The sequence below is a fragment of the Streptomyces sp. NPDC002889 genome, assembly GCF_042888425.1.
In the GTDB taxonomy this organism is placed as follows: domain Bacteria; phylum Actinomycetota; class Actinomycetes; order Streptomycetales; family Streptomycetaceae; genus Streptomyces.
In genome coordinates, this window is record NZ_JBIAPT010000008.1 from 226,476 (window position 1) to 248,697 (window position 22,222).

General features: G+C 70.0%; 22 protein-coding genes and 1 pseudogene. 12 read left to right on the top strand and 11 right to left on the bottom strand.

Going from position 1 to position 22,222, the window contains the following annotated elements:
* Positions 1-13 precede the first annotated feature (13 nt).
* Positions 14-1,054: an endonuclease/exonuclease/phosphatase family protein gene (locus ACFYWI_RS14455; RefSeq protein WP_389230644.1), complete on the bottom strand. Its 1,041-nt coding sequence runs from the start codon at positions 1,052-1,054 to the stop codon at positions 14-16.
* A gap of 177 nt (positions 1,055-1,231) precedes the next feature.
* Between ACFYWI_RS14455 and ACFYWI_RS14460 the strand changes: the two genes are divergently transcribed.
* From ACFYWI_RS14460 to ACFYWI_RS14475, 4 genes and pseudogenes are all read left to right on the top strand, one after another.
* Positions 1,232-1,615: a hypothetical protein gene (locus ACFYWI_RS14460; protein WP_389230647.1), complete on the top strand. Its 384-nt coding sequence runs from the start codon at positions 1,232-1,234 to the stop codon at positions 1,613-1,615.
* Between the two features lie 93 nt (positions 1,616-1,708).
* A pseudogene (locus ACFYWI_RS14465) lies at positions 1,709-2,262 on the top strand (NADPH-dependent FMN reductase).
* Positions 2,263-2,363: 101 nt separating this feature from the next.
* The gene (locus tag ACFYWI_RS14470; protein ID WP_389230650.1) at positions 2,364-3,335 is read left to right on the top strand and encodes an ATP-binding cassette domain-containing protein; all 972 of its coding nucleotides are present in this window, start codon (positions 2,364-2,366) and stop codon (positions 3,333-3,335) included.
* Complete coding sequence (locus ACFYWI_RS14475; protein WP_389230653.1) at positions 3,332-4,189, top strand: ABC transporter permease; 858 nt, start codon at positions 3,332-3,334, stop codon at positions 4,187-4,189. The genes ACFYWI_RS14470 and ACFYWI_RS14475 overlap by 4 nt, the downstream gene beginning before the upstream one ends.
* Before the next feature lie 374 nt (positions 4,190-4,563).
* Here ACFYWI_RS14475 and ACFYWI_RS14480 read toward each other — a convergent pair whose 3' ends face one another.
* From ACFYWI_RS14480 to ACFYWI_RS14490, 3 genes are read right to left on the bottom strand one after another with little or no spacing between them, the layout of a single operon-like run.
* Positions 4,564-5,007: a universal stress protein gene (locus ACFYWI_RS14480; protein ID WP_389230656.1), complete on the bottom strand. Its 444-nt coding sequence runs from the start codon at positions 5,005-5,007 to the stop codon at positions 4,564-4,566.
* Between the two features lie 58 nt (positions 5,008-5,065).
* Positions 5,066-5,677, bottom strand: a complete 612-nt coding sequence (locus ACFYWI_RS14485; protein WP_389230658.1) for an FMN reductase — start codon at positions 5,675-5,677, stop codon at positions 5,066-5,068.
* The gene (locus tag ACFYWI_RS14490) at positions 5,674-6,792 is read right to left on the bottom strand and encodes an LLM class flavin-dependent oxidoreductase (protein WP_389230661.1); all 1,119 of its coding nucleotides are present in this window, start codon (positions 6,790-6,792) and stop codon (positions 5,674-5,676) included. The genes ACFYWI_RS14485 and ACFYWI_RS14490 overlap by 4 nt, the downstream gene beginning before the upstream one ends.
* A 232-nt stretch (positions 6,793-7,024) precedes the next feature.
* On the opposite strand from ACFYWI_RS14490, the gene ACFYWI_RS14495 reads away from it, so the two are divergent.
* The 3 genes from ACFYWI_RS14495 to ACFYWI_RS14505 are packed head-to-tail and all read left to right on the top strand — an operon-like array spanning position 7,025 to position 9,874.
* Positions 7,025-9,079 (top strand): FAD-dependent oxidoreductase, encoded by a 2,055-nt coding sequence (locus tag ACFYWI_RS14495; RefSeq protein ID WP_389230664.1) that lies wholly within the window; start codon positions 7,025-7,027, stop codon positions 9,077-9,079.
* Between the two features lie 24 nt (positions 9,080-9,103).
* Positions 9,104-9,679, top strand: a complete 576-nt coding sequence (locus tag ACFYWI_RS14500) for a PadR family transcriptional regulator (protein WP_389230667.1) — start codon at positions 9,104-9,106, stop codon at positions 9,677-9,679.
* Positions 9,680-9,691: 12 nt separating this feature from the next.
* Positions 9,692-9,874, top strand: a complete 183-nt coding sequence (locus tag ACFYWI_RS14505) for a hypothetical protein (protein ID WP_389230670.1) — start codon at positions 9,692-9,694, stop codon at positions 9,872-9,874.
* 10 nt (positions 9,875-9,884) lie between these two features.
* Here the strand turns inward: ACFYWI_RS14505 and ACFYWI_RS14510 are convergent, their stop codons facing one another.
* Positions 9,885-10,991 (bottom strand): magnesium and cobalt transport protein CorA, encoded by a 1,107-nt coding sequence (locus tag ACFYWI_RS14510; RefSeq protein ID WP_389230673.1) that lies wholly within the window; start codon positions 10,989-10,991, stop codon positions 9,885-9,887.
* Between the two features lie 183 nt (positions 10,992-11,174).
* Positions 11,175-11,681: an FxLYD domain-containing protein gene (locus ACFYWI_RS14515; protein ID WP_389230676.1), complete on the bottom strand. Its 507-nt coding sequence runs from the start codon at positions 11,679-11,681 to the stop codon at positions 11,175-11,177.
* Between the two features lie 295 nt (positions 11,682-11,976).
* Between ACFYWI_RS14515 and ACFYWI_RS14520 the strand changes: the two genes are divergently transcribed.
* Positions 11,977-13,266: a phytase gene (locus ACFYWI_RS14520; protein ID WP_389230679.1), complete on the top strand. Its 1,290-nt coding sequence runs from the start codon at positions 11,977-11,979 to the stop codon at positions 13,264-13,266.
* A gap of 78 nt (positions 13,267-13,344) precedes the next feature.
* Complete coding sequence (locus ACFYWI_RS14525; protein ID WP_389230682.1) at positions 13,345-13,704, top strand: hypothetical protein; 360 nt, start codon at positions 13,345-13,347, stop codon at positions 13,702-13,704.
* Between the two features lie 260 nt (positions 13,705-13,964).
* Here ACFYWI_RS14525 and ACFYWI_RS14530 read toward each other — a convergent pair whose 3' ends face one another.
* Together ACFYWI_RS14530 and ACFYWI_RS14535 are read right to left on the bottom strand one after the other, a co-directional pair.
* Positions 13,965-14,705, bottom strand: coding sequence for a PP2C family protein-serine/threonine phosphatase (locus ACFYWI_RS14530; RefSeq protein ID WP_389230975.1), 741 nt, complete (start codon positions 14,703-14,705; stop codon positions 13,965-13,967).
* A gap of 296 nt (positions 14,706-15,001) precedes the next feature.
* Positions 15,002-15,142 carry a hypothetical protein gene (locus ACFYWI_RS14535; protein ID WP_389230685.1) on the bottom strand — a complete coding sequence of 47 codons (141 nt, stop codon included), beginning with the start codon at positions 15,140-15,142 and terminating at the stop codon, positions 15,002-15,004.
* Between the two features lie 134 nt (positions 15,143-15,276).
* On the opposite strand from ACFYWI_RS14535, the gene ACFYWI_RS14540 reads away from it, so the two are divergent.
* Positions 15,277-15,660 (top strand): hypothetical protein, encoded by a 384-nt coding sequence (locus ACFYWI_RS14540; RefSeq protein WP_389230688.1) that lies wholly within the window; start codon positions 15,277-15,279, stop codon positions 15,658-15,660.
* A gap of 57 nt (positions 15,661-15,717) precedes the next feature.
* Here the strand turns inward: ACFYWI_RS14540 and ACFYWI_RS14545 are convergent, their stop codons facing one another.
* From ACFYWI_RS14545 to ACFYWI_RS14555, 3 genes are all read right to left on the bottom strand, one after another.
* Positions 15,718-16,623: a glutaminyl-peptide cyclotransferase gene (locus ACFYWI_RS14545; RefSeq protein ID WP_389230691.1), complete on the bottom strand. Its 906-nt coding sequence runs from the start codon at positions 16,621-16,623 to the stop codon at positions 15,718-15,720.
* A 347-nt stretch (positions 16,624-16,970) separates the two neighbouring features.
* A complete protein-coding gene (locus ACFYWI_RS14550) occupies positions 16,971-18,398 on the bottom strand; it encodes a polysaccharide biosynthesis tyrosine autokinase (protein WP_389230694.1) in 1,428 nt (475 codons plus the stop codon).
* Positions 18,399-18,574: 176 nt separating this feature from the next.
* Positions 18,575-19,843 carry a nucleotide sugar dehydrogenase gene (locus ACFYWI_RS14555; protein WP_389230697.1) on the bottom strand — a complete coding sequence of 423 codons (1,269 nt, stop codon included), beginning with the start codon at positions 19,841-19,843 and terminating at the stop codon, positions 18,575-18,577.
* Between the two features lie 255 nt (positions 19,844-20,098).
* Between ACFYWI_RS14555 and ACFYWI_RS14560 the strand changes: the two genes are divergently transcribed.
* Both ACFYWI_RS14560 and ACFYWI_RS14565 read left to right on the top strand, forming a co-directional pair.
* Positions 20,099-21,172: an NAD-dependent epimerase/dehydratase family protein gene (locus tag ACFYWI_RS14560; protein WP_389230700.1), complete on the top strand. Its 1,074-nt coding sequence runs from the start codon at positions 20,099-20,101 to the stop codon at positions 21,170-21,172.
* The gene (locus ACFYWI_RS14565) at positions 21,160-22,194 is read left to right on the top strand and encodes an MraY family glycosyltransferase (protein WP_389230703.1); all 1,035 of its coding nucleotides are present in this window, start codon (positions 21,160-21,162) and stop codon (positions 22,192-22,194) included. The genes ACFYWI_RS14560 and ACFYWI_RS14565 overlap by 13 nt, the downstream gene beginning before the upstream one ends.
* The last annotated feature ends 28 nt before the right edge of the window (positions 22,195-22,222 follow it).

Consider the following 22,222-nt stretch of genomic DNA (forward strand, 5'->3'; position numbering starts at 1 on the left):
CCCGGACGGGCGGTCAGCGCACGTCGTGCAGTTCGAGCCGGACGAGCAGCGACCGGTGGTCGGTGTCCGCCAGGTCGATGAAGCGGGCATCGCGCACCGAGAAGTCCTCGCTGACCAGCACATGGTCGATCTGCGCGCCGAACGGGCGGCGTGCCGACGCCGGCCAGCTCGGTGTGCGGGCCGCGCCCGCGAGCGTGGCGCTGTCGCGCAGACCGCCCGCGTCGAGCACCCGACGGAAGGCGGCGTGGTCCTGGGTGGCGTTGAAGTCGCCGGCGATCACGGCCGGCCCGCCCTTGGCCGAGGCGGCGCGCTCACGCAGCCTGTCCAGTTCCCCGCGCCAGTCGCCGACCCTGCCGGGGACGGGCGGCAGCGGGTGGGCGAGCTGGAGGCTGACATCCCGTCCTGCGACGACCGCCGTGGCCGCGGGCATGGCGAGCTGGGAGTCGATCGTGGGTGCCGGGCGCAGCGGATGCATGCTGAGGATCGCGGAACCGGAGGCCCCGCCGCCCTCGACGACCTCGCGGTACGGATAGTCGCTGCGGGGCACCTGTGCCGCGAGCGCCCCGGCACACCGGTGGTCGCATTCCTGGACGAACACGAGGTCGGGCTGTTCCCGGCGGATCGTGGCCACGAGTGCCGCGGTGGCCCCGCCGAACTCGACGTTCGAGGTGAGGACGTCGAGTCGGGCGACGACGGGCCCGGGCGGATCGTCGGTCAGCCCGGTGTCGTAGGGCCTGACCAACCAGCCGGTGACGGCGAGCACCACGGCCGCCCATGCCGCCAGGGTGCGGCGGCGCGCCGCCAGCGCCGACAGCAGAGCGGCCCCGGCAGGCAGCAGCAGCCAGGGCAGGAACGCGAGCAGCTGCGGTACGGGCGTGACGGCGTCGGTGTCCGCAAGGCGGCATCCGACGACAGCGGTCGGGACGAGCAGCAGCAGACCGGCGAGCCAGGCGGCCGCGCGCCGGCCGCCGGAGGGGCGGAGGGGGGCGTCGTCGTACCGGGCGCCGGACGGGTCCGTGTCCGTCGTCGCGCCGTTCCTCGCTGCCCTGTCCAAGCCGGCCTCCGAGCCGAGAGATGTCCCGTGCGATGTCCGTCTGTCGTGAGGACGCCGGTTTCGGCGACTTCGTTGCGGCTGCTGCCCCGGCTTCCGCTCCTTCCGACTTGCCCGGGGCCGTCGGCGGGTGTGCTCTGAAGGGGTGACATGCAGGGTCCAGGGAAGGAGCTCTCCGCCATGGCCGTACACGCAGGGGTGCCGGCGCGGCGCCACGTTTCTCTCAGTTGGGCGATGCCCGTCCTGCTGGGCGTGTCCTTCGGTATCTACGCCATGGTCCTCAAGCGCTTCGAGGACGGCGGGGTCTTCACCGTAAGCCAGTTCTTCCTCGGGCTGGTCTCCGCGGTGGTCTTCGGCGCGCTGGCGTACGGAATCGGCCGGATCCAGCACAAACTGCTGCGTGAGCAGCGGGCCATGGCGTACGGGGCACTGACCGCGGCGGGTATCGGGTTCCTGACCAGCCTGTCCGACGGCAGCGTGCTCAGGTCCGCGGGCATCGGCGTGGCGGTCGGTGTGGGAGTGGGCCTCGTGACCTTCTACGCCCTGTACGTGCACGAGACATGAGCCCGCCGACGCGGAGCCCTGCGTAGCACCACGTCTCGCATCCTTCTCGCGCCTTCCGGCTGAGGGCCGAGGACCGGTGGAGGGAGGCGCCTCGTGCGGGAGCAGGACATACCGCCGCTGCGTGTCGCGGTGATCATCGGCAGTACGCGGGAGGGGCGGGTCGGGGAGCAGATCGGACGCTGGTTCCTGGAGTGCGCCGAGCGGCGTGCCGATCTGGAGCCGGCGGTGCTCGACCTGGTCGACTTCGACTTCCCGGCCCGCTGTCCCCACCGGGCCACCGAGCCGACGCGGGAGTTCAGCGCCGGGTTCGCACGCGCGGACGCGTTCGTCGTCGTGACGCCCGAGTACAACCGCTCGTTCCCCGCGTCACTCAACAGGCCATCGACTGCGCATACGACGAATGGCACACCAAGCCCGTCGCCTTCGTCAGCTACGGCCACGGGTCCAGCGGTCTGTACGCGGTCGAGCAGCTGGGTTCGGTGTTCACCGAGCTCCACACGGTGACCCTGCGCAACGGGTGAGCATCAACCTGCTCAACGGGGCTCCCCAGGGACCAGGGCCGTGCGGCGGCCCTGATGCTCGACCAGCTCCAGTGGTGGGGACTTGCCCTGCGTGAGGCCCGTGCCGCCCGGCCGTATGTCTGCTGACGCGAAGTTTCCGGGCGTCGCCGATGACTTCCGCGGGCCACCGCGGTCAACCCCCGTGGACTTCCCCACGACCCTCCCGATGACCTTCGAAGGAACTGACGATGACTGCAGAACTGGCGATCGAGACCGCGGGCCTGGTGAAGGTCTTCGGTGAGAACCGGGCCGTGGACGGTGTCGATCTCGCCGTGCCGGCCGGCACGGTCTACGGCGTCCTCGGGCCGAACGGCGCGGGCAAGACGACCACCGTGAAGATGCTCGCCACCCTCCTGCGGCCGGACGGCGGCGAGGCCCGCGTCTTCGGCAAGGACGTACAGAAGGACGCGGACGCGGTCCGCAGCAGGGTCAGCCTCACCGGTCAGTACGCCTCGGTGGACGAGGACCTCACCGGCAGCGAGAACCTGGTGCTGCTGGGCCGGCTGCTCGGCCACTCCAGGCCGGCCGCCCGGGACCGGTCCGCCCAACTGCTCGCGGCCTTCGGCTTGTCCGAGGCCTCGGACAAGCAGGTGAAAAACTACTCGGGCGGCATGCGGCGCCGTATCGACATCGCCGCGTCCATCCTGAACACGCCGGACCTGCTCTTCCTCGACGAGCCGACCACCGGCCTCGACCCGCGCAGCCGCAACCAGGTCTGGGACATCGTGCGCGCGGTCGTCGCCCAGGGCACGACCGTGCTGCTGACGACGCAGTATCTGGACGAGGCCGACCAGCTCGCGTCCCGGATCGCCGTGATCGACCACGGCAAGGTGATCGCGGAAGGCACCAAGGGCGAGTTGAAGGCATCGGTCGGCTCCGGCACCGTGCATCTGCGGCTGCGGGACGCCGAGCAGCGGCCCTCGGCCGAACGGGTGCTGGCCGCGGCGCTCGGTGCGGAAGTACTGCTCGACGCCGATCCGGTCGCGCTGACCGCCCGGGTGGGCGGACACGGCACCGAGCGGGGCGCGGCGGAGCAGGCCGCGCAGGCACTGGCCGAACTGGCCCGCACCGGAATCACCGTGGACAACTTCGCGCTGGGCCAGCCCAGCCTGGACGAGGTCTTCCTCGCCCTGACCGACAAGAAGGGGAAAGCGGCATGAGCACCGCGACCACCACCAAGGACATCGGCGACATCGCACTCGACTCCCCGAAGGCCGAGCATCTGGCCGAGCTGCTGGTCGGCACGGAACGGCCACCGCGGCCCAGCGCCCTGTCGGCGTCGCTGACCTTCGGCTGGCGGGCCATGCTCAAGATCAAGCATGTGCCGGAGCAGCTCTTCGATGTGACGGCGTTCCCGATCATGATGGTGCTGATGTACACGTACCTCTTCGGAGGGGCGCTGGCCGGCTCGGTCTCGGCGTACATCCAGTTCCTGCTGCCGGGCATCCTGGTGATGAGCGTCGTGATGATCACGATGTACACGGGCGTCGCGGTCAACACCGACATCGACAAGGGCGTCTTCGACCGCTTCCGTACGCTGCCGATCTGGCGCCCGGCCCCGATGGTCGGCTATCTGCTCGGCGACCTCGTGCGCTACTTCCTCGCCTCCGTGGTGATGCTGACGGTCGGCATGATCATCGGCTACCGCCCGGACGGCGGTCCGGTGGGCATCCTGCTCGGGGTCGCGCTGCTGATGGTCTTCTCGTTCTCCTTCTCCTGGGTCTGGACGATGTTCGGCCTGCTGCTGCGCACCGAGAAGTCGGTGATGGGCGTCAGCATGATGGTGATCTTCCCGCTGACGTTCCTGAGCAATGTCTTCGTCGATCCGAAGACCATGCCGGGCTGGCTGCAGGCCTTCGTCAACAACAGTCCGGTGACCCATCTGGCCACGGCGGTACGCGAGTTGATGGCAGGCGAGTGGCCGTCGGCGGACATCGCCTGGTCGCTGGGCTGGTCCGCGGCGCTGGTGGTGGTCTTCGGCTCGGTGACGATGCGGCTCTACAACCGCAAGTGACCCCCGTACCACGATCGCCCGCGACGGGCGCCCCCGACAGACCGGGGGCGCCCGTCGCCGACCACCTTGACCTTCTCCCCGGGGGAAGCCCCAGCATCGGCGGGGCCGGTCACAGCCGCCAGTCCACCGGGTGTGCGGGCCGGTAGGTGCAGGACGATCCCGTGCTCACGGACTCCCGCAGATGCGGGGCCGGTTCGGGGTGGAGGCCGTCCAGTTTCTCCTCGTCCAGTTGCTCCAGCGGCTCCAGCCGCCGCCGCTCCAGGAGGCGTCACCGACAACGCTCCTGACAAGCCGGAATCCGGGGAGACCGCAGGGCGCTGCCGCTGATCCGCTCGCCCGGTGGGCGCGCGTCGGCGAGGCGCCGAGGGCGTGCCTCAGTCCGCCGTCCTGCCCCGCACCACGACCACCGGGCACGGCGCGTGCTGGGTGACATGCAGCCCGACGGACCCGAGCAGCGTCGCCTTGAAGCCGCTGTAGCCGCGGTCGCCCACGACCAGCAGCGACGCGCCTTCCGCCCGGTCCATCAGGGCCTGTGCCGCATTGCCGATCAGGACCGTCTTGGTGATGCCGGCGGCCGCCTCGGGTCCGAGCTCCTGTTTCAGGGTGTCCTCGAGGATCTGGGCGGCCAGCTTCTCGGGGTCGAAGTCGGTGGGAACGGCGGCGACCATGGCCGTCCATCCGGCCGCCGGGTATTCCCAGCTGATGACCGCTTCCAGGGAGTCCCCGGTCAGGGCGGCCTGCCGTACGGCCCAGTGCAGCGCCCGCACGGACGGCGCCGAGCCGTCCACGCCGACGACGATCCTGCCGGTGTCTGCCATACCCACCACCTCCGCCGCGGCTGCCCGTCACAAGCCGTTGCCGCAAGCTTACGTAAAACTACGCAAACAGGTCGGCGGTGCTGGTGCTGGTGCTGCGGACCGGGCCCGCTGCCATCAGCCCGGCCAGCTCACGACCCGCCCGCGCGATGCGGTCCGGCAGGGTCTCGGTCAGGGCGTCACCTGTGCCGCCCCAGTCCTCCGAGGCCGCGTACACCGCCGTCGGGGCGACCTGGGCCCGCAGATACGCGAAGAGCGGGCGCAGCGCGTGGTCCAGGACCAGCGAGTGGCGGGCAGTCCCGCCGGTGGCGGCGATGAGCACCGGCCTGCCGGTGAGCGTGCCGGGCTCGATCAGGTCGAAGAACGACTTGAACAGTCCGCTGTAGGAGGCGGTGAAGACGGGTGTGACCGCGATCAGGCCGTCGGCCTCGCCCACCGCCTCGATCGCCTCCCCGAGCGCCGGCGCCGGGAAGCCTGTCACCAGGTTGTTGGCGATGGGTACGGCCAGGTCGCGCAGTTCGACGACGCGGACCTCCACCGGCCGGTCGGTTCCGGCCAGTTCGCGGCGTACGGACTCGGTGATCCGGTCGGCCAGCAGCCGGGTCGACGACGGTACGCCCAGGCCGGCCGAGACCACGACGAGGCTCAGCGGCTCGGTGGTGCTCTGCGTCATGACGTCTCCTTCGTGTCCTTGGTGTTCTTCGTGTCCTGGGTGTCGTGCGCGGCGAGTACGGCCGGGTGCAGCGGCGCGGTCGCGGGCACCGAGGCCGGCCGCAGGCTTTCGAACTCCTTGCGCAGCACGGGCACGACCTCCTCGCCCAGCAGGTCGAGTTGCTCCAGCACGGTCTTCAGCGGCAGACCCGCGTGATCCATCAGGAACAGCTGGCGCTGGTAGTCGCCGAAGGCCTCGCGGAAGGTCAGCGTCTTGTCGATGACCTCCTGCGGGGAGCCGACGGTCAGCGGCGTCTGCTCGGTGAAGTCCTCCAGTGACGGACCGTGCCCGTACACGGGGGCGTTGTCGAAGTACGGCCGGAACTCGCGTACCGCGTCCTGGGAGTTCCTGCGCATGAAGACCTGTCCGCCGAGTCCGACGATGGCCTGTTCCGGAGTGCCGTGGCCGTAGTGGGCGTATCGCTCGCGGTAGAGCCTGATCAGCTTCTGGAAGTGTTCCTTGGGCCAGAAGATGTTGTTCGCGAAGAAGCCGTCGCCGTAGTACGCGGCCTGCTCCGCGATCTCGGGGGAGCGGATCGAACCGTGCCAGACGAACGGGGGGACGCCGTCCAGCGGGCGCGGGGTGGCGGTGAAGCCCTGCAGCGGCGTGCGGAACCGCCCCTCCCAGTCGACCACGTCCTCCCTCCACAGCCTGTGGAGGAGGGCGTAGTTCTCGATGGCGAGCGGGAGGCCCTGCCGTATGTCCTGGCCGAACCACGGGTAGACCGGTCCGGTGTTGCCGCGCCCCGTCATCAGGTCGACGCGGCCGTCGGCCAGATGCTGGAGGACCGCGTAGTCCTCGGCGATCTTCACGGGGTCGTTGGTGGTGATCAGCGTGGTCGACGTGGACAGGATCAGGCGCTCGGTCCGTGCCGCGATGTGCCCGAGGAGAGTGGTCGGGGACGAGGGGACGAACGGCGGGTTGTGGTGCTCGCCGGTCGCGAAGACGTCCAGCCCGACCTCCTCCGCCTTGCGGGCGATGGCGACGGTCGCCTTGATCCGCTCGTGCTCGCTCGGCGTGCGGCCGGTGGTCGGGTCGGTGGTGACGTCACCCACCGTGAAGATGCCGAACTGCATGGAGCTCACCTTCCGAGAATTGATTGAATGTTGAACTATACCCCTTAACCGCGACTCCGGCCCGGGTATTCCGCCCCCGCGCGTATGTGGCGCCGTGGCGGGTCCCGGACCGGTGCAGTGGGGTGTGCGGAGTGTGGTGAAGCCCCCAGGGAAATGTTTTTGCACTTTGTTGCACAATCGCCCGGGTGCCGCTAGAACAGAAAGGACGACACCTTCCCGAGGAGACACCCCGATGAGCGCGAGCCCGACCACGAGCCCAGGCACCGGTACGCCGTATCCGCATCTGCTGAGCCCGCTCGACCTCGGGTTCACGACCCTGCCCAACCGGGTCCTGATGGGGTCCATGCACATCGGCCTCGAGGAGGCCGAGCGCGGCTTCGAGCGGATGGCCGCCTTCTATGCCGAGCGCGCCCGCGGCGGCGTCGGCCTCATAGTCACCGGCGGCATCTCGCCGAACGACCGCGGCCGCCCCTACGAGGGCGGCGCCAAGCTCACCACCGAGGAAGAGGCGGCGGAGCACCGGGTCGTCACCGACGCCGTGCACGCCGAGGGCGGCCGGATCGCCATGCAGATCCTGCACTTCGGCCGGTACGCGTACCACGCCGACCTGGTGGCCCCGAGCGCCATCCAGGCTCCCATCAGCCCCTTCGTCCCGCACGCCCTGACCGACGCCGAGGTCGAGGAGACCATCGACGACTTCGTACGGGCGGCCCGCCTGGCCAGGTCAGCGGGCTACGACGGCGTCGAGGTCATGGGCTCCGAGGGCTACTTCATCAACGAGTTCATCGCGAGCGCCACCAACCACCGGACCGACCGCTGGGGCGGCTCGTACGAGAACCGCATCCGGCTCCCGCTGGAGATCATCCGTCGGATCAGGGCCGAGGTCGGCGATGAGTTCATCCTCATCTACCGTCTCTCCATGCTGGACCTGGTGCCCGGCGGCTCCTCGCTGGACGAGGTGATCACGCTCGCCAAGGAGATCGAGGCGGCCGGCGCGACGATCATCAACACGGGCATCGGCTGGCACGAGGCCCGTATTCCCACCATCGCGACCTCCGTGCCGCGCGGCGCCTTCAGCTGGGTGACCAAGAAGCTGATGGGCGCGGTGTCCGTCCCGCTGATCACCAGCAACCGCATCAATACCCCGGAGGTCGCCGAGCAGCTGCTCGCCGACGGGCGCGCCGACATGGTGTCGATGGCCCGGCCCTTCCTCGCCGACCCGCAGTTCGTCGCCAAGGCGCAGGCCGGCCGCTCCGACACCATCAACACCTGCATCGGCTGCAACCAGGCCTGCCTGGACCACACCTTCAGCGGCAAGCTCACCTCCTGCCTGGTCAACCCGCGTGCCTGCCACGAGACCGAGCTCGTCCTCTCCCCGACGCGGCGGCGCAAGCGCATCGCGGTCGTCGGCGCCGGGCCGGCCGGCCTCGCCTGCGCCGTCTCGGCCGCCGAGCGCGGCCACGACGTCACCCTGTTCGACGCGGCCGACGAGATCGGCGGACAGCTCAACATCGCCAAGCGGATCCCGGGCAAGGAGGAGTTCGACGAGACGCTGCGCTACTTCCGCACCCAGCTCGAACTGCGCGGGGTCGCGCTGCGGCTCGGTACCCGTGTCGGCGCCGACGACCTGTCCGCGGCCGACTACGACGAGGTGGTCGTCGCCACCGGCGTCACGCCCAGGACTCCCGAGATCGAGGGCGTCGACCACCCGAGTGTCGTCACCTACCTCGACGTCCTGCGCGACGGCGCTGCGGTGGGTGAGCGCGTCGCCGTCATCGGTGCGGGCGGCATCGGCTTCGACGTCGCCGAGTTCCTCACCGACGGCGGTGAGGGCGCGAGCCTGGACCCCGAGATCTACTTCCGCCAGTGGGGCGTCGACACCGAGTACGCCACCCCCGGCGGACTGACCCGGCCGGAGCGCTCCGCCCCGCCGCGGGCCGTGCATCTCCTGCAGCGCAAGACCAGCAAGGTCGGCGCGGGCCTCGGCAAGACCACGGGCTGGATCCACCGCACCGAGCTCAAGCACCGCGGCGTCACCATGACCGCGGGGGCGACGTACGAGCGGATCGACGACGAGGGCCTGCACCTGAGCGTCGACGGCGCCACCTCCGTGCTGCCCGTCGACACGGTGGTGCTCTGCACCGGCCAGGTGCCGCAGCGCTCGCTGTACGACGAGCTGTCCGCGGCCGGCCGTTCGGTGCACCTCATCGGCGGCGCCGACGTGGCAGCCGAGCTGGACGCCAAGCGCGCGATCGACCAGGGCACCCGGCTGGCTGCGACGCTGTGACCCGGCATCCCTAGGATGCGGGCCATGTCCCTCCCGCACGCGATCCTCACGGCCCTGCTCGAAAAGCCCTCGTCGGGCCTGGAGCTGACCCGCCGTTTCGACAAGTCGATCGGCTACTTCTGGTCGGCCACCCACCAGCAGATCTACCGGGAACTGGGCAAACTCGAGACGGCAGGGCACATTCGTGCCCTGCCGTCCGCCCAGCCGACCCGTGGACAGAAGAAGGAGTACGAGGTCCTGCCCGCGGGTCGCGAGGCGCTGGCCGAGTGGGTGGGCCGGCCCGAGGACCCCCGGCCCGGCCGCGACCCGCTGCTGCTGCGTCTGCGTGCGGCGGCGGTGGTGGACAGCGTGGATCTGGAGGCGGAGCTCGTACGGCATCTGGAGCTGCACAGCGCCCAGTTGGCCGAGTACGAGGCGATCGAGCAGCGCGACTTCCCGCCCGAGCGCCGGGTGACCCAGGAGGACCGGCTGCGGCATGTGGTGCTGCGGGGCGGGATCGAACTGGAGACGTTCTGGACGAAGTGGCTGGCGGACACCCTGAGGGAGCTGGCGGGTGGTCCGGACCCCTCTCCTGAGGATGCGGCACCTGACGCCCCGTGAGATCGTCGCGTCGTGACGGACACACTGATCGCCGCCTGCTGCGCGGCAGCGCTGTGCTTGCTCGTGAGATCCGCCCTGGGCCTCGCCCGGGACGGCGGCACCGACCCGTCCGCCGAAGCCCGCTCGGTGACGTTCGGTCTGTACGGAGGCCTGGTGGCCCTGCTGACCCTGGGTCTGTTCATCGCCCTGACGTGAGGGACGGAGGTCAGAGCCAGCCGTTGCGGCGGAAGCTGCGGTGGATGACCAGACACGCGGTCGCCATCACCCCGAGGACGAGCGGATAGCCGTACGTCCAGCGCAGCTCCGGCATGTGCTCGAAGTTCATGCCGTAGACGCCGCAGACCATCGTCGGTACGGCGACGATGGCGGCCCAGGCCGTGATCTTGCGCATGTCCTCGTTCTGGGCGACGGTCACCTGGGCGAGATGGGCCTGCAGGATCGAGTCGAGCAGCCCGTCGAAGCCGGTGATCTGTTCGTTGATCCGCGCCAGATGGTCGACGATGTCGCGGAAGTACGGCTGTATCTCCGGGCCGACCGGTGGCAGGGGGCGGGTGGCCAGTGCCCACAGGGGCCGGTCCAGCGGCGCCACGGCCCGCCTGAGCTCCAGCAGTTCGCGCTTGAGCTGGTAGATCCGCCCGGCGTCACCACGGCCGGCCTGCTCGCTGAAGACGGCGGTCTCGACGTCGTCGATGTCGTCCTGCACGGCGTCCGCGACCGCCAGGTAGTCGTCGACGACCTGGTCGGCAATGGCGTGCAGCACGACGGCCGGGCCCTTGGCCAGCTGCTCGGGTGCGGACTCCAACGCCTCCCGCAAGGGTCCGAGCGAACCGTGCCGGCCGTGCCTGACGGTGATCACGAAGTCGGCGCCGGTGAAGACCATCAGCTCGCCGGTGTCCACCACCTCACTGGCCGCGGTGAGCTCCTCGTGCTCGACATACCGGCAGGTCTTGAACACGGCGAACAGCGTCCCCGCACCCCTGCCGCCCCCTGTGTCGTCGTAGCGCTGCACCTTGGGGCGCTGATGCGCCTGCACCGCGTCCGCGACGGCGAGCGGATGCAGATCGAACAGCTCGGCGAACCCGGCGAACTCCGCCTCGGTGGGCTCGTGCAGCCCGATCCAGACGAAGCCGCGGCCGGACTTGCGCACCAGACGCAGCGCTTCGTCCGCCGTGTGGGCTCCGTCCCGGCGTACCCCGTCCTCGTACATCACGCAGTTGACCACCGCGCTGCCCAGCGGCGACCTGGCCGGGTGGCTCAGGTCCACGGTGCGGCGATAGGCGCGGCGGACCACGCGACGCAGTCTGCGGATCATGGGCACGGCTGGGGCTCCTTCAAGGCGACCGGTCCGTCAGTGTGCCACTGGTCGCCTGCCGGGCGGGGGCGCTTGCGCCGCCCGGCCCCGGCCCGGACCTTCCACCCGCCCACCGGACGGTCCCCGGCGGGCCGGAAAACCGCCCGCCCGGTGTGCGGGCCGCCGCTCGGTACGGCTGTCGGGTCAGTACCGCAGTGCCGAGCCGACCTTCACGGTGATGTCTCCCGACATCTTGCGCTTGCTGCGTGCGGTGCCGCGCCCGGTCTTGCCCGCCGGCACGTCGGCGATCGTCACCACGACCGTGTCCAGGAGGTTGCCGTCCTTGTCCTCGAAGTTGACCTGGACCGCGAAGGACCGGGTGGTGTCGTCGGTGTTGCGGGCGGAGACGTCCACCGTGGAGCGCCCGTCGGCGTCGGTCGAGGGGTCGCCGAGCGTCACCTCGTCCCTGGCGTCGACGCCGCCCTTGATCGAGTCGAGCTTCTTGTGCGCCTCGGCGGTCGCGGAGGCGAGTACCTCCGGCGCCTGCGACGCGGCCGACGCGAGCGCCGAGCCTGCCGACTCCACCGCGGACGCGGCCTTCGACACGGTGTCCGACGGGCTGCTCCCGTCGTCCGAGCAGCCCGCCGCGCCGACGGCGACGACCGCCGCCAGAACGGCACCCGACACCCTGCGTATCCATCCGCTCGCCATCACGCCTCCCACAGTCGACCCCGCGCCCCAGTCAAGGGGTGGCGTGGCCTGTGTGCCTGTCCGGCTACGGCATCCGGGTGACACCATGGGAACGGGACGGGGCGGCACACAGCCTGTGCAGTCCCGGTGGCGAGGCTCTGCTGCGCGCCCTTGCGGCCGTCGTACTCGGGCGGTGGCGCCGCCGAGTTCATGACGCGCACATGTTGGCATCGCCTTGCGGATGCCGGGCCGTCATCGCGCGGTTCGAGGCTACCCGGCGGCAATCGTCATGTTCCCGACATGAGGAGCTTCCCTCGTGAACGCTCGCGCAGCCGCTCTCGTCACGGCACTGACGGCACTGGCCGCCGTCATCCCCGCATCGGCCGCCGCAACCGACGCCGGGGCCCTGCCCGCCGTCACCGCGCGGGCGAAGACGCCCACGCTGTACGGCGACGAGGCAGGCGGCAACGCCGACGCCGACGATCCCGCGATCTGGCGCAACGCCGCCGACCCGGGCCGCAGTCTGGTGATCGCCACCGCGAAGGAGGGCGGGCTGCGCGTCTACGACCTCGACGCCCGTCCCCTCCAGGCCGTCCCCGCACCGCCGCCCGCCGCGACCGGCGACGCCCCCGGCCGCTTCAACAACGTCGATCTCGTCCACGGCCTGCGCCTGCCGTCCGGCCGGGCCGACCTCGCCGTGACCACCGACCGCGGGCACGACCGGCTCCGCGTCTACCGCATCGACCGCGCCCGCCCCGGCGGCCCGCTCACCGACATCACCGACCCCGTGGCCCCGGCCGTGTTCTCCGCGAACCAGGACGAGATCAACGACCAGCGGACCGCGTACGGCCTGGCCACCTGGACCGACCCGGCGACGGGCCGCTCGTACGCCCTGGTCAGCCGCCGCGAGCGCACCGGCATCGCCCTGCTGGAGCTGACGGCCACCGCCGGCGGCAAGGTCACCTATCGCAAGATCCGCACCCTGGACCTGCCGTCCTCCTTCCGCCTCCCGGGCGGCACCTCCTGGACCCCGTGTGCCGAGCCCGGTGAACTCCCCCAGGTCGAGGGCATGGTGGTCGACCCGGCGAACGGCATGCTCTACGCGGGCCAGGAGGACGTGGGGATCTGGCGGATGCGCGCCGACCTGACCTCCGCCCCCGAACTCATCGACAAGGTCCGCGAGTACGGCGTCCCCGCCACCTACGACGAGCCGACGGACGAGTGCGTCCCCGGAGCCGACCCCGGCTACGGCGGAAGGCGTCTCAGCGCGGACGTCGAGGGACTGACGCTGCTCACCGAGCCCGACGGCGACGGTTACGTCCTGGCCTCCAGCCAGGGCGACAACACGTTCGCCGCGTACGACCGCGAGGTGGCGGACGACAACGAGTACGAGGCCGGCTTCCGCGTCACGGCCGCCTCCGCGTCCCTCGACGGCTCCGAGGAGTGCGACGGCGCCGCTGTGCTCAACGCGTCCTTGGGCCGCAAGTACCCGAACGGCCTGCTGGTGGTCCAGGACGGCCACGACACCCCGGCCGATGCGGACCGCGATGCCACCGGCTTCAAGTTCGTGGACCTGGGGGCCGTCATGGACGCGATCGACGACTGAGCCTGCGCCCGTCCATTGTCGGACCCGCCCCGTAGCGTCGGAATCCAGGCCGCTACGGGGGAAGGGGACGGCGATGGGGTGGTCTTCGGCGTGGGCGATCACTGCCCACTCGGACGACGTCATGGGCGCGTTGCGGCCGCGTGTTCAGCCGCTGATCGCGCGGCGCGGCGGCTCACGGAGACACAGCGCGACTGGCGTGCCTGGTGTGCGCAGCCGCTGCCGGACCACCAGGAGTGGGACGCCCTGTGGCGCGACCCCGAGAAGGGCAGAGCCATCACATCCACCTCCAAGACCCCGCTGGACGAACTGCAGTGCAGCGGCGACTGCGACTTTCACCTGTACGACGTGTACGACCGGATCTCCGATGACGTCCGCCCGTACTTCGGCGTCTACCGCAAGGACTACGCGCTGAGCGCGCTGTTCAGCGCCGGCCCGTAGCGTGGGGCCCTGCTCCCCGGCTGACGCGGGGACTTCGCGCTCAGCTCGCGCGAGGTGCGGCGCAGCCTGCCGGCCGTGGAGCGGGCACTCGGCTTCTGACCGGCGCAGCGGGCGGCGGCCGAGGGACGGATATGGCCGGACGACGCTCCTGACGACGAGCGGGTGCTGGCCGGCCCGTTGCGCTGCCGGCGCCAGGCGGCGGAGGCGGGACTCGGACTGCTCGGGGTCAACGTGCATCTCCACTGACGGGGGAGGCCGCCCTACTCGCCGACGCGTATGAGCGCGAGCGTGATGTTGTCCGGGCCTCCGGCCTCGATGGCGGCCTTCCACAGTTCGAAAGCGGCCCTGCCGTCGCCGTGCACCCGCAACAGCTCGTCCAGTACGTCCTCCGGCACGGGGTCCGTCAGGCCGTCGGTGCAGACCAGGTAGCGATCGCCGGTGGACAGCTCGGACGTCGTCACATGGGGCGTGACGGCGGTGAACGCATGGGTGCCGCCGAGCGTCTGGAGAACGGCCGAGGTGGTGCGGTGGCCGGGCCTCGGCGGCGGGCTGTCGTCGACGCTCACCTGGCGCAGTCCGTCCGGCGTCACGGCGTACACCTTGCTGTCGCCGATGTTGAAGGCCATCAGCGACCCGGGCAGTACGACCGCGCCCGCGACCGTGGTTCCCATCGTGATCAGCTCCGGATCGTCACCGGCCGCCGCGTACACCGAGTGGTTGCACAGCTTCAATGCGTCGCCCACGGCGTCCTCGCTGTCCAGGGAAGGGCCGAGCGAGGCGAGTTGGCGCACCACCAGAGAGCTGGCCACTTCGCCGGCCGGCTGCCCGCCGAGCCCGTCGGCGACGGCCACGGCGAGCGGGGTGCCGAGGGGGAACAGCAGCGTCTGGGGATTCTCGGTCACGGTGCCGCACAGCGTCCACGGCCCGACGACGAGGCTGTCCTCGTTGTGATCGCGCACCAGGCCGGTATGGCTCAGGGCGGTCACGGCTACGTACGGCATGGGAATGCCCCGCCTCTCCACGATGACAGGCATGCCACATCACCATTGTGACGCGGGGTGGGTGCCGGGACCGGCCCGAGCGGCCGCCCGGTCGCCGACCGTCCGCCCGTGCTCGCGCAAGCCGTCTCCGGACGGCTGACGGCACCGCGATCCCCACCCGGTGGTCATGCGTCCGCGGCGACACCGGCGGGCTTCCCGCACGGGCACCCGGCCTGACCAGGACCGCCCGCCCGACGGTCATGCTCGGCTGCGGGGCTTCCTGCCGTTGGCCTCGAAGTCCGGGTGCCGGCCGGGGGTCAGTCCTCGTCGTCCTCGGTCCGCTCACCCTCGGCCTGGGACGGAGTGGTCCTGACAGTGCGGGGGTGCCGCTCCTCGACCGGATCGGGGTCCTCGCCCTCGGCCTGCGACGGGGTGGTGTACTCGTCGTACTCGCTCATGACGCCTCCTCGCTCTCGGTACGTGAACGCATGCGGAGCGTAACCCGTGTGGCGTCCGCACACCTCCCTGGACTCCGAGGGCCATACCCCGGCCGGCCGCCCACCGGATGCCACCGCGGCGCTGAACCGGCAAGGTGGCCTTCACCAGGACCTTCCCGCAGAGACGAGGACTGCCCGTGTCCGTGACCCCCTACCGGCGCCCCGCTGTCGCTGCCGGGGCGGCACTCCTCGCCCTCGCCATCACAGGCTGTTCGGGCCTCGGTCGCACCGCCGTGGGCCCCCTCACCTTCGAAACCGGGCGGAAGCATCATGTGACGCTGAACAGCCCCCCGGTCGGGGGCTGCGACAGCCCTGGTCCCGACGGCGCCGTCGCCGTCGAGAACGAGACCGAGGTGGATGTGATCCTCTACCCCACGGCCGACTGCTCCGGCGATGAGTCGATCTACGTGCCGAGCGGGATGTCCGACGTCGTGGCGCCGGGCGCCGGCCCCTGGCGCAGCTACAGCTTCGTCCACTGAGACCCAGCCCTCGCCGCCGGCGGGACGGGAAACGCGCCCATGCCGCGAGTGTGGGAATCACCCGGGGCCGAGGCAGCGATCCGGCTCCCGGCTCGCGGAGATGCCGGCTGTCGCAGACCGGTTCCCGGCGGTGCGCGGACATTTGGGAACGAAGGCGACCCGGAACATCTTGGGCCACCACTTGCCGGTGATCAGGAACTGGTCGGTCCCGGGAACGGCCGCGATACCGTTCAGGACGTCCGCACGCCGTCTCTCGGCCGCGCCGAGCAGGGCCGGCGCGTCGATGTCCCCGGTCACCGTGCCGGTGTCGGCGTCGATGCGCACGATCCGGTCGGCGGCCCAGATGTTGGCATAGACGACGTCGCCGACGCATTCCAGCTCGTTCAGCCGCGTCACGGGCCGCCCATAGACGGTGACGGCGACCTCCCCGGTCTTCGCGAGTGTCCTGGGGTCGCGGAACGTGAGCCGGGAGGAGCCGTTGCTCGTCACCAGCCGGTCGCGATGCCGCTGGTGGCACACTCCCCAGCCTTCGTCCCGGTAGGGGACCCTGCGCACCTCGGCCAGGGTCCTTGTGTCCCGCTCGACCGCGATGCCGTTCTTCCAGGTGAGCTGCCACAGAGTCGGCCCCATGACGGTGAGTCCCTCGCCGAACAGCGGCCGGGGCAGATCGGCGCGCACCGCAGGGGACTTGCCGGGCCGCCCCGCGCGAACCGAGGACTGTCCGTCCACACCCGTGCTCTCGTACAGCATGCCGCCGGTCATCTCCAGGCCCTGGGTGAAGGCCGTCGGGTCATGGGGCAGGACCTCGACGACCTCGACGCCGAACTGTTCGACCACTGCCGCGGTCCGCTCCCGCGTGCCCGGGCCGTGGCCCCCGGCTCCGTCATTCGTCTCGCATGAACGGACGAGCATCCCGCCGACCAGGGCCACGACCGCGAAGGGGACCACCAGCGCACAACGCATGAGCCGACCCTGGCACAGCGGGCGGCAGGAGCCACTTCGCCCCGCCCGGCGGTCGACGCACGCTCGCTCCCCAGGCGTAGTCGGCATGGTCCCGCGGACCCAGCCGGCTCCGTGAAGCGTCGCGGCGGAGCGTGCCGGACAGCCGGAGAACGCACAGTGGCCCGTGGGGGGGCCCGGGGGGGGCGGGGCCGCCCGCGCCCCCGCCGCCCCCCGGCCCGGGGTTGGCCGCCCCGCCCCCCCCCCGGGGCCTCTCTGGGGGGGGGGGGGCGGGCGCCCCCCCCCCCTACCCCGGCCGGGGGGGGGGGGGGGGGGGGGGGGGCCCCCCCCCCCCCCGGGCCACCTGGACCCTACGGCCGTGTCTTGGCCGACACCGACGCCGCGTGTTTCTCGGCAGCCTTCTTCCCCAGGTTGGGGACCACTGCCGCCCGGCGCGGCGACACGAGTGCGGTCAGCCGGGCTTTCCTGCTCTGCTTCGGCCGGTACTTGTACGCATAGCCGTACGCCTCGCCCTCCCCGCGTGCCGGAGCGGCGTTCATGACGGCCCCCAGCACGGGGACATTGACGCGCTCGAGGATGCGCAAGGCGTCGATGACCTGGCTCCGGCTCGTCCGTCCGGAGCGCGCCACGAGCAGATAGCCGTCAACGGCGGGTGCCATCGCCGGAGTGTCGGCGAAGGGGAGCACCGGAGGGGTGTCCACCACGACGTGGTCGAACTGTTCGGCAAGCGTGTGCAGCAAGGCGCTGAAGTGGGTGCTTCCGAGGAGCTGGGTCGGGTTGGGAGGAATCATCCCGCTGGTGAGCACGGCGAAGGACCCGGCCGACTGCAGTACCTGATGCAGCTCGGCCTGGCCCACCAGAACGGTGGTGAGCCCGGCGTCCCTGACCAGACCGAGAGCGGGAGCGATCGAAGGGCGGCGCAGATCGCAGTCGATCAGGCACACCTTCGCCCCCTCCTCGGCCAGGGTGGCGGCCAGGTTGACCGACACGCTGCTCTTGCCCTCCCGGGGCAGCGGGCTGGTGACGGCGATCACCTTCGGCCGCTGGTCCACGTCCGCGAACTGCAGATTGACGCGAAGCTTCCGGAAGCCCTCTGCACGCGGACTGTGCGTGTCGTCGCGCAAGGAGACGGGCTGCCGTGCGGCTCGCGGGTCCTGCACGATGCTGGACAGCACGGCCGGCCCTCCTGCCCCCGCCAGGCAATCGGCGAGGGCTTTGGAGTCGCGCACCGACGTGTCCACCGTCTCCAGGGCGACACCCAGCCCCAGTCCGAGAAGCAGGCCCACCGCCAGGCCGAGGGCGACATTGACAGGGGGGTTCGGGGACGAAGGCGCGGTCGGCACGGTGGCGGGCTGGGTGACAGTGAGCCGCACCGGGGACGGGGAGTCGCTCTCCTCCGGGCGTTCCAGCTCCCTGATCACGTAGGCGAAGCGAGCGGCGACCGCGTTGCTGATCCGGGCGGCCCGGGCCGCGCGGGTGTCGGTGACGGTCAGACGGACCAGCACCGTGTTGAGCGGCGCCTCCGCCGAGATCCGCGCGGCGAGCTGGGCCGGCGTCATCTTGAGACGGAGTCTTTGCACGACCGGCCGGGTCACCTCCGGGCTGGCCGCCACGTCCGCGTAGGACTGGACTCTCGCCTGGGTGAACGCGTTCCCCTGATTGAGCTGGGACGTGTCGTCACCACCCTGGAGGGAGGCGAAGAGCGTGGTCGTTGCCCGGTACTCAGGAGTATCGAGGGTGCTTGTCAGGATGCCTGTCCCTGTCCCCAGCAAAGCCACAAGGGCGATGACACGCCAACGGCGGGAAAGGACTCGTAGGTATTCGCGCAAATCCAAGGCCATCCCCGATCGGAGCGAGTGAGTGAACAGTTACGCTAGGTCCACGCTGAGGGATTTGGGGTGCATGGCATGCACGCTCGCCTTTTCTTACCCCAACGGAGTGCAGGGGAGCCTTCTCACAGGCGCTCAACGCTCTTTGCGCTGCAGCGATTGCAGGCGTCGAACACGTAGTCGGCGACACGCTCCACCATTGCGTAATCGAAGTCGTCATGGTCGGTGGCGATGACCACGGCGTCGGCTGCCGCGACCTGTTCCTCCGTGAGTTCGACGCACAGGATGTCCCCGGGCAGCCGAAGGGGGTCGACATGCGGTTCCACCGCGAGGACATGAGCGCCCAGTTGCCTCAGTCCCAGAGCCACGGCAACGGCGGGGGACTCCCGGATGTCGCCGGTATTCTTCTTGTAGGCGAGCCCGAGGACCAGGACATTGCTGCCGTTGACCGGCTTGCGGTGGGCGTTGAGCCCCCTGGCGACGCGCAGCACCACATGCTCGGGCATATGGCTGTTGATGTCGTTGGCCAGTGCCACGAAGCGGAAATCGTGCTGGAGTGTCTGCTTGACCTGCCATGACAGGTAGGAGGGATCAATGGGCAGGCAATGCCCTCCGACGCCGGGCCCGGGCAGAAACCGCATGAAACCGAATGGCTTGGTCGCCGCGGCGTCGATCACTTCCCAGATGTCGATGCCGAGTGGTTTGCAGAACATCGCAAGCTCGTTGACGAGGGCGATGTTGACATGGCGGAACGTGTTCTCCAGGAGCTTGGTCAGCTCGGCGGCACGCGGTGAACTCACCGGGACGGTGCGGTCCACGATGTCGTCGTAGAACTGCTGGACATGCCGCAGGGAAGCGTCATCCATACCGGAGACGACCTTCGGCGTGTTCTCCAGGTGCCACGTCGGATTTCCCGGGTCGATGCGTTCCGGGCTGTATCCGAGGAAGAAGTCCTTGCCTGCCCGGAGCCCGCTGCGCGCCTCCAGGATCGGGCAGACCACGTGCTCGGTGGTGCACGGATACGTGGTGGACTCGAGGACCACCGTGGCGTTCGGCCTCAGATGCTGGGCGACTGCCTGCGCGGCGTTCTCCACGAAACTCAGGTCGGGGACGCCGTCCTTCAGCGGGGTGGGCACCGTGATGACGCAGACATCGAAACCCGCGATATCCGCGTAATCGGTACTCAGGAAATAGCGGCCCGAGTTGAGGGCCGCCAGGAGGCGATGGGACGTCACGTCCTCGGCGAACGACTCGCCGGAGGCCAGTCGTTTGACGCGCATCTCGTCCACATCGAGACCCACGACATTGTGCCCGGCTTCCGTCACTCGAATGGCGAGTGGTAGGCCCACATACCCCTGGCCTACCACTACCACCTTCTTTGTTGCCACCGACACGGTGAGACTCCTCTCTGCTTGCCATGCAGAATGTTTCGGAGGAATATGCCTGTCACTCGCTCGACGCGGCTTCCCGTCCATCACTTGAGTGACGCTCGTCAGGCGAATGGAGCCATGCGCGCCATCAAGGGGGGCACGAACGGGCTAATTGCGGGATTCAATTCATTCTATTTGCGCTTCCCCGGCTATCGTTGCCCTGCGTCGCCGGTGCACATGCCCCCGGCAACGCCCCACCCGCAAACCTGGAGTGACGGCGTGACGGAACGTCCGAAGTACTTGGTTACCGGAGGAGCCGGTTTCATCGGCTCCCATCTCGTCGATGCACTGCTGGCGCGTGGTGAGCCGGTCGTTGCATTCGATGACCTCAGCACGGGACGTCTGGAGAACCTTGCGAGTGCGCGCGGGCAGGGTAACTTCCGATTCGTCCAGGGCTCCGTACTCGATGCGCCGCTCGTCGACGAGTTGGTGCGTGAATGCGATTGTGTGGTGCACCTGGCGGCGGCCGTCGGTGTGAAACTCATCGTCGAACAGCCGCTGAATTCCTTCACCATCAACACCAAAGGCACCGAAACGGTCATCGGGTCTGCCCACCGCTATGACCGGAGAGTAGTCCTTGCCAGCACATCGGAGATCTACGGCAAGAACTCCTCCGGACCGCTGAGCGAGACCTCCGACCGTGTCCTGGGCAGTCCCTCTGTCCCGCGGTGGTCCTACAGCACCGCCAAGGCGGTCGACGAGATCCTGGCCGAGCTGTACCGCCGGGAGTACGGACTGCGTTCCACCATCGTGCGGTTCTTCAACACCGTCGGTCCTCGCCAGAGCCCCGCCTACGGCATGGTCATCCCGAGATTCGCCCGCCAGGCAGTGCGCGGAGAACCCCTCACCGTCTACGGCACCGGGCAGCAGAGCCGCTGCTTCCTTCATGTCGCGGATGTGGTCGAGGCACTCCTGTCGCTGATCGACCTTCCCGATGCCGTAGGCGAGACCTTCAACATCGGCAGCGACGAGGAGATCACCATCCTCGACCTGGCGGAGCGGATCGTCGCCTGTGCCAAGAGCACGTCGTCCGTGCGCCGTCTGTCCTACAACGAGGCCTACGGACCGGGGTTCGAGGACATGCAGCGCCGGGTCCCCGACACCACGAAACTCAGGGCCTTCGCCGGCTGGGAGCCGAGGCGGACCCTCGACGACGTGCTGGCCGACGCCGTCGAGGATGCCCGGAGTGAGGTGAGGCGGCAGGTACTCGGGCTGGTCGCCGACGGCCCGGACAAGGGCGAATCAGGCGATTCCACCGGACAGACCGTGCTGGCGGGTCCATGTCCGGTCTGACTCCGTGGGTGGTGTCGGCAGTCACGGGGACGGGAGCTCTGTTCATCGCTGCTCTGCTGACCGAGCCACTGCGGCGCCTGGCCCTGCGGCGCGGGTACACCGACCGGCCGAGCGCACGCAGGGTCCACGTCCGTCCCACGCCTTATCTCGGCGGCATCGCGGTCGCGCTGGCCACCCTGGCCGCGGCGAGCATGGCGGCGCTCGCCGCGAAGGAGTACGACGCCACGGTCGGCGTCGTCCTCACATGCGCTGCGCTCATCGCCCTTCTCGGCCTCAGCGACGACCTGCGTCCGCTCAGCATCCGCGTTCGTCTGTGCATCGAGGCGGCGGCGGCCCTGGTGGTGGTTCTGTGGTGCGGCCATCCCGTGCTCTTCGGTACATGGCTCGACGTGGTACTCGCGGTCGCGTGGATCCTCTTCACCACCAACGCGTTCAACTTGCTCGACAACATGGACGGGGTGGTGTCCACGGTGACCGTCGTCACCGCGGGATTCCTCTGCTGTGCCGCTCTCTCCGCAGGTCTGGTCGGCACCGCGTCGGTCATGGCTGCCCTGGCCGGCGCCTGCGCGGGCTTCCTCCTCCACAACTGGCACCCGGCGCGGATCTTTCTCGGGGACGCGGGCTCGCTCTTCGTGGGCTTCGTGGTGTCGTCCGCCACCGTGACGATGCACCGGGACAACGCCGCCTTTTCCGGCTACACCAGTCTGTTCCTCATCACCCTGGTCGTCACGGCGGACACCGTTCTGGTCATGGTCGCGCGCCGCAGGGAGGGCAGACCTGTGCTGCAGGGCGGCAGGGATCACATTGCCCACCGGCTGCGGTGCCTCGGATTGACGGTTCGGCAAGTGAGCGTCGTCATCGGGGGTTTCGCCGCCATGACGTGTCTGACAGCAGTGCTCGTCATGTTCAGGGTCCTCCCGCAGACCGCCGTGCTGATCACGGTTGTCACGGTGACCGTCGTGGCGTGGGGCCTGCTTCTGAGAGTCCCCGTCTACACCGTGACCGGGGACGGCCGGAGTTGAGGGGAGCCACGGCGACATGCCGTGGCTC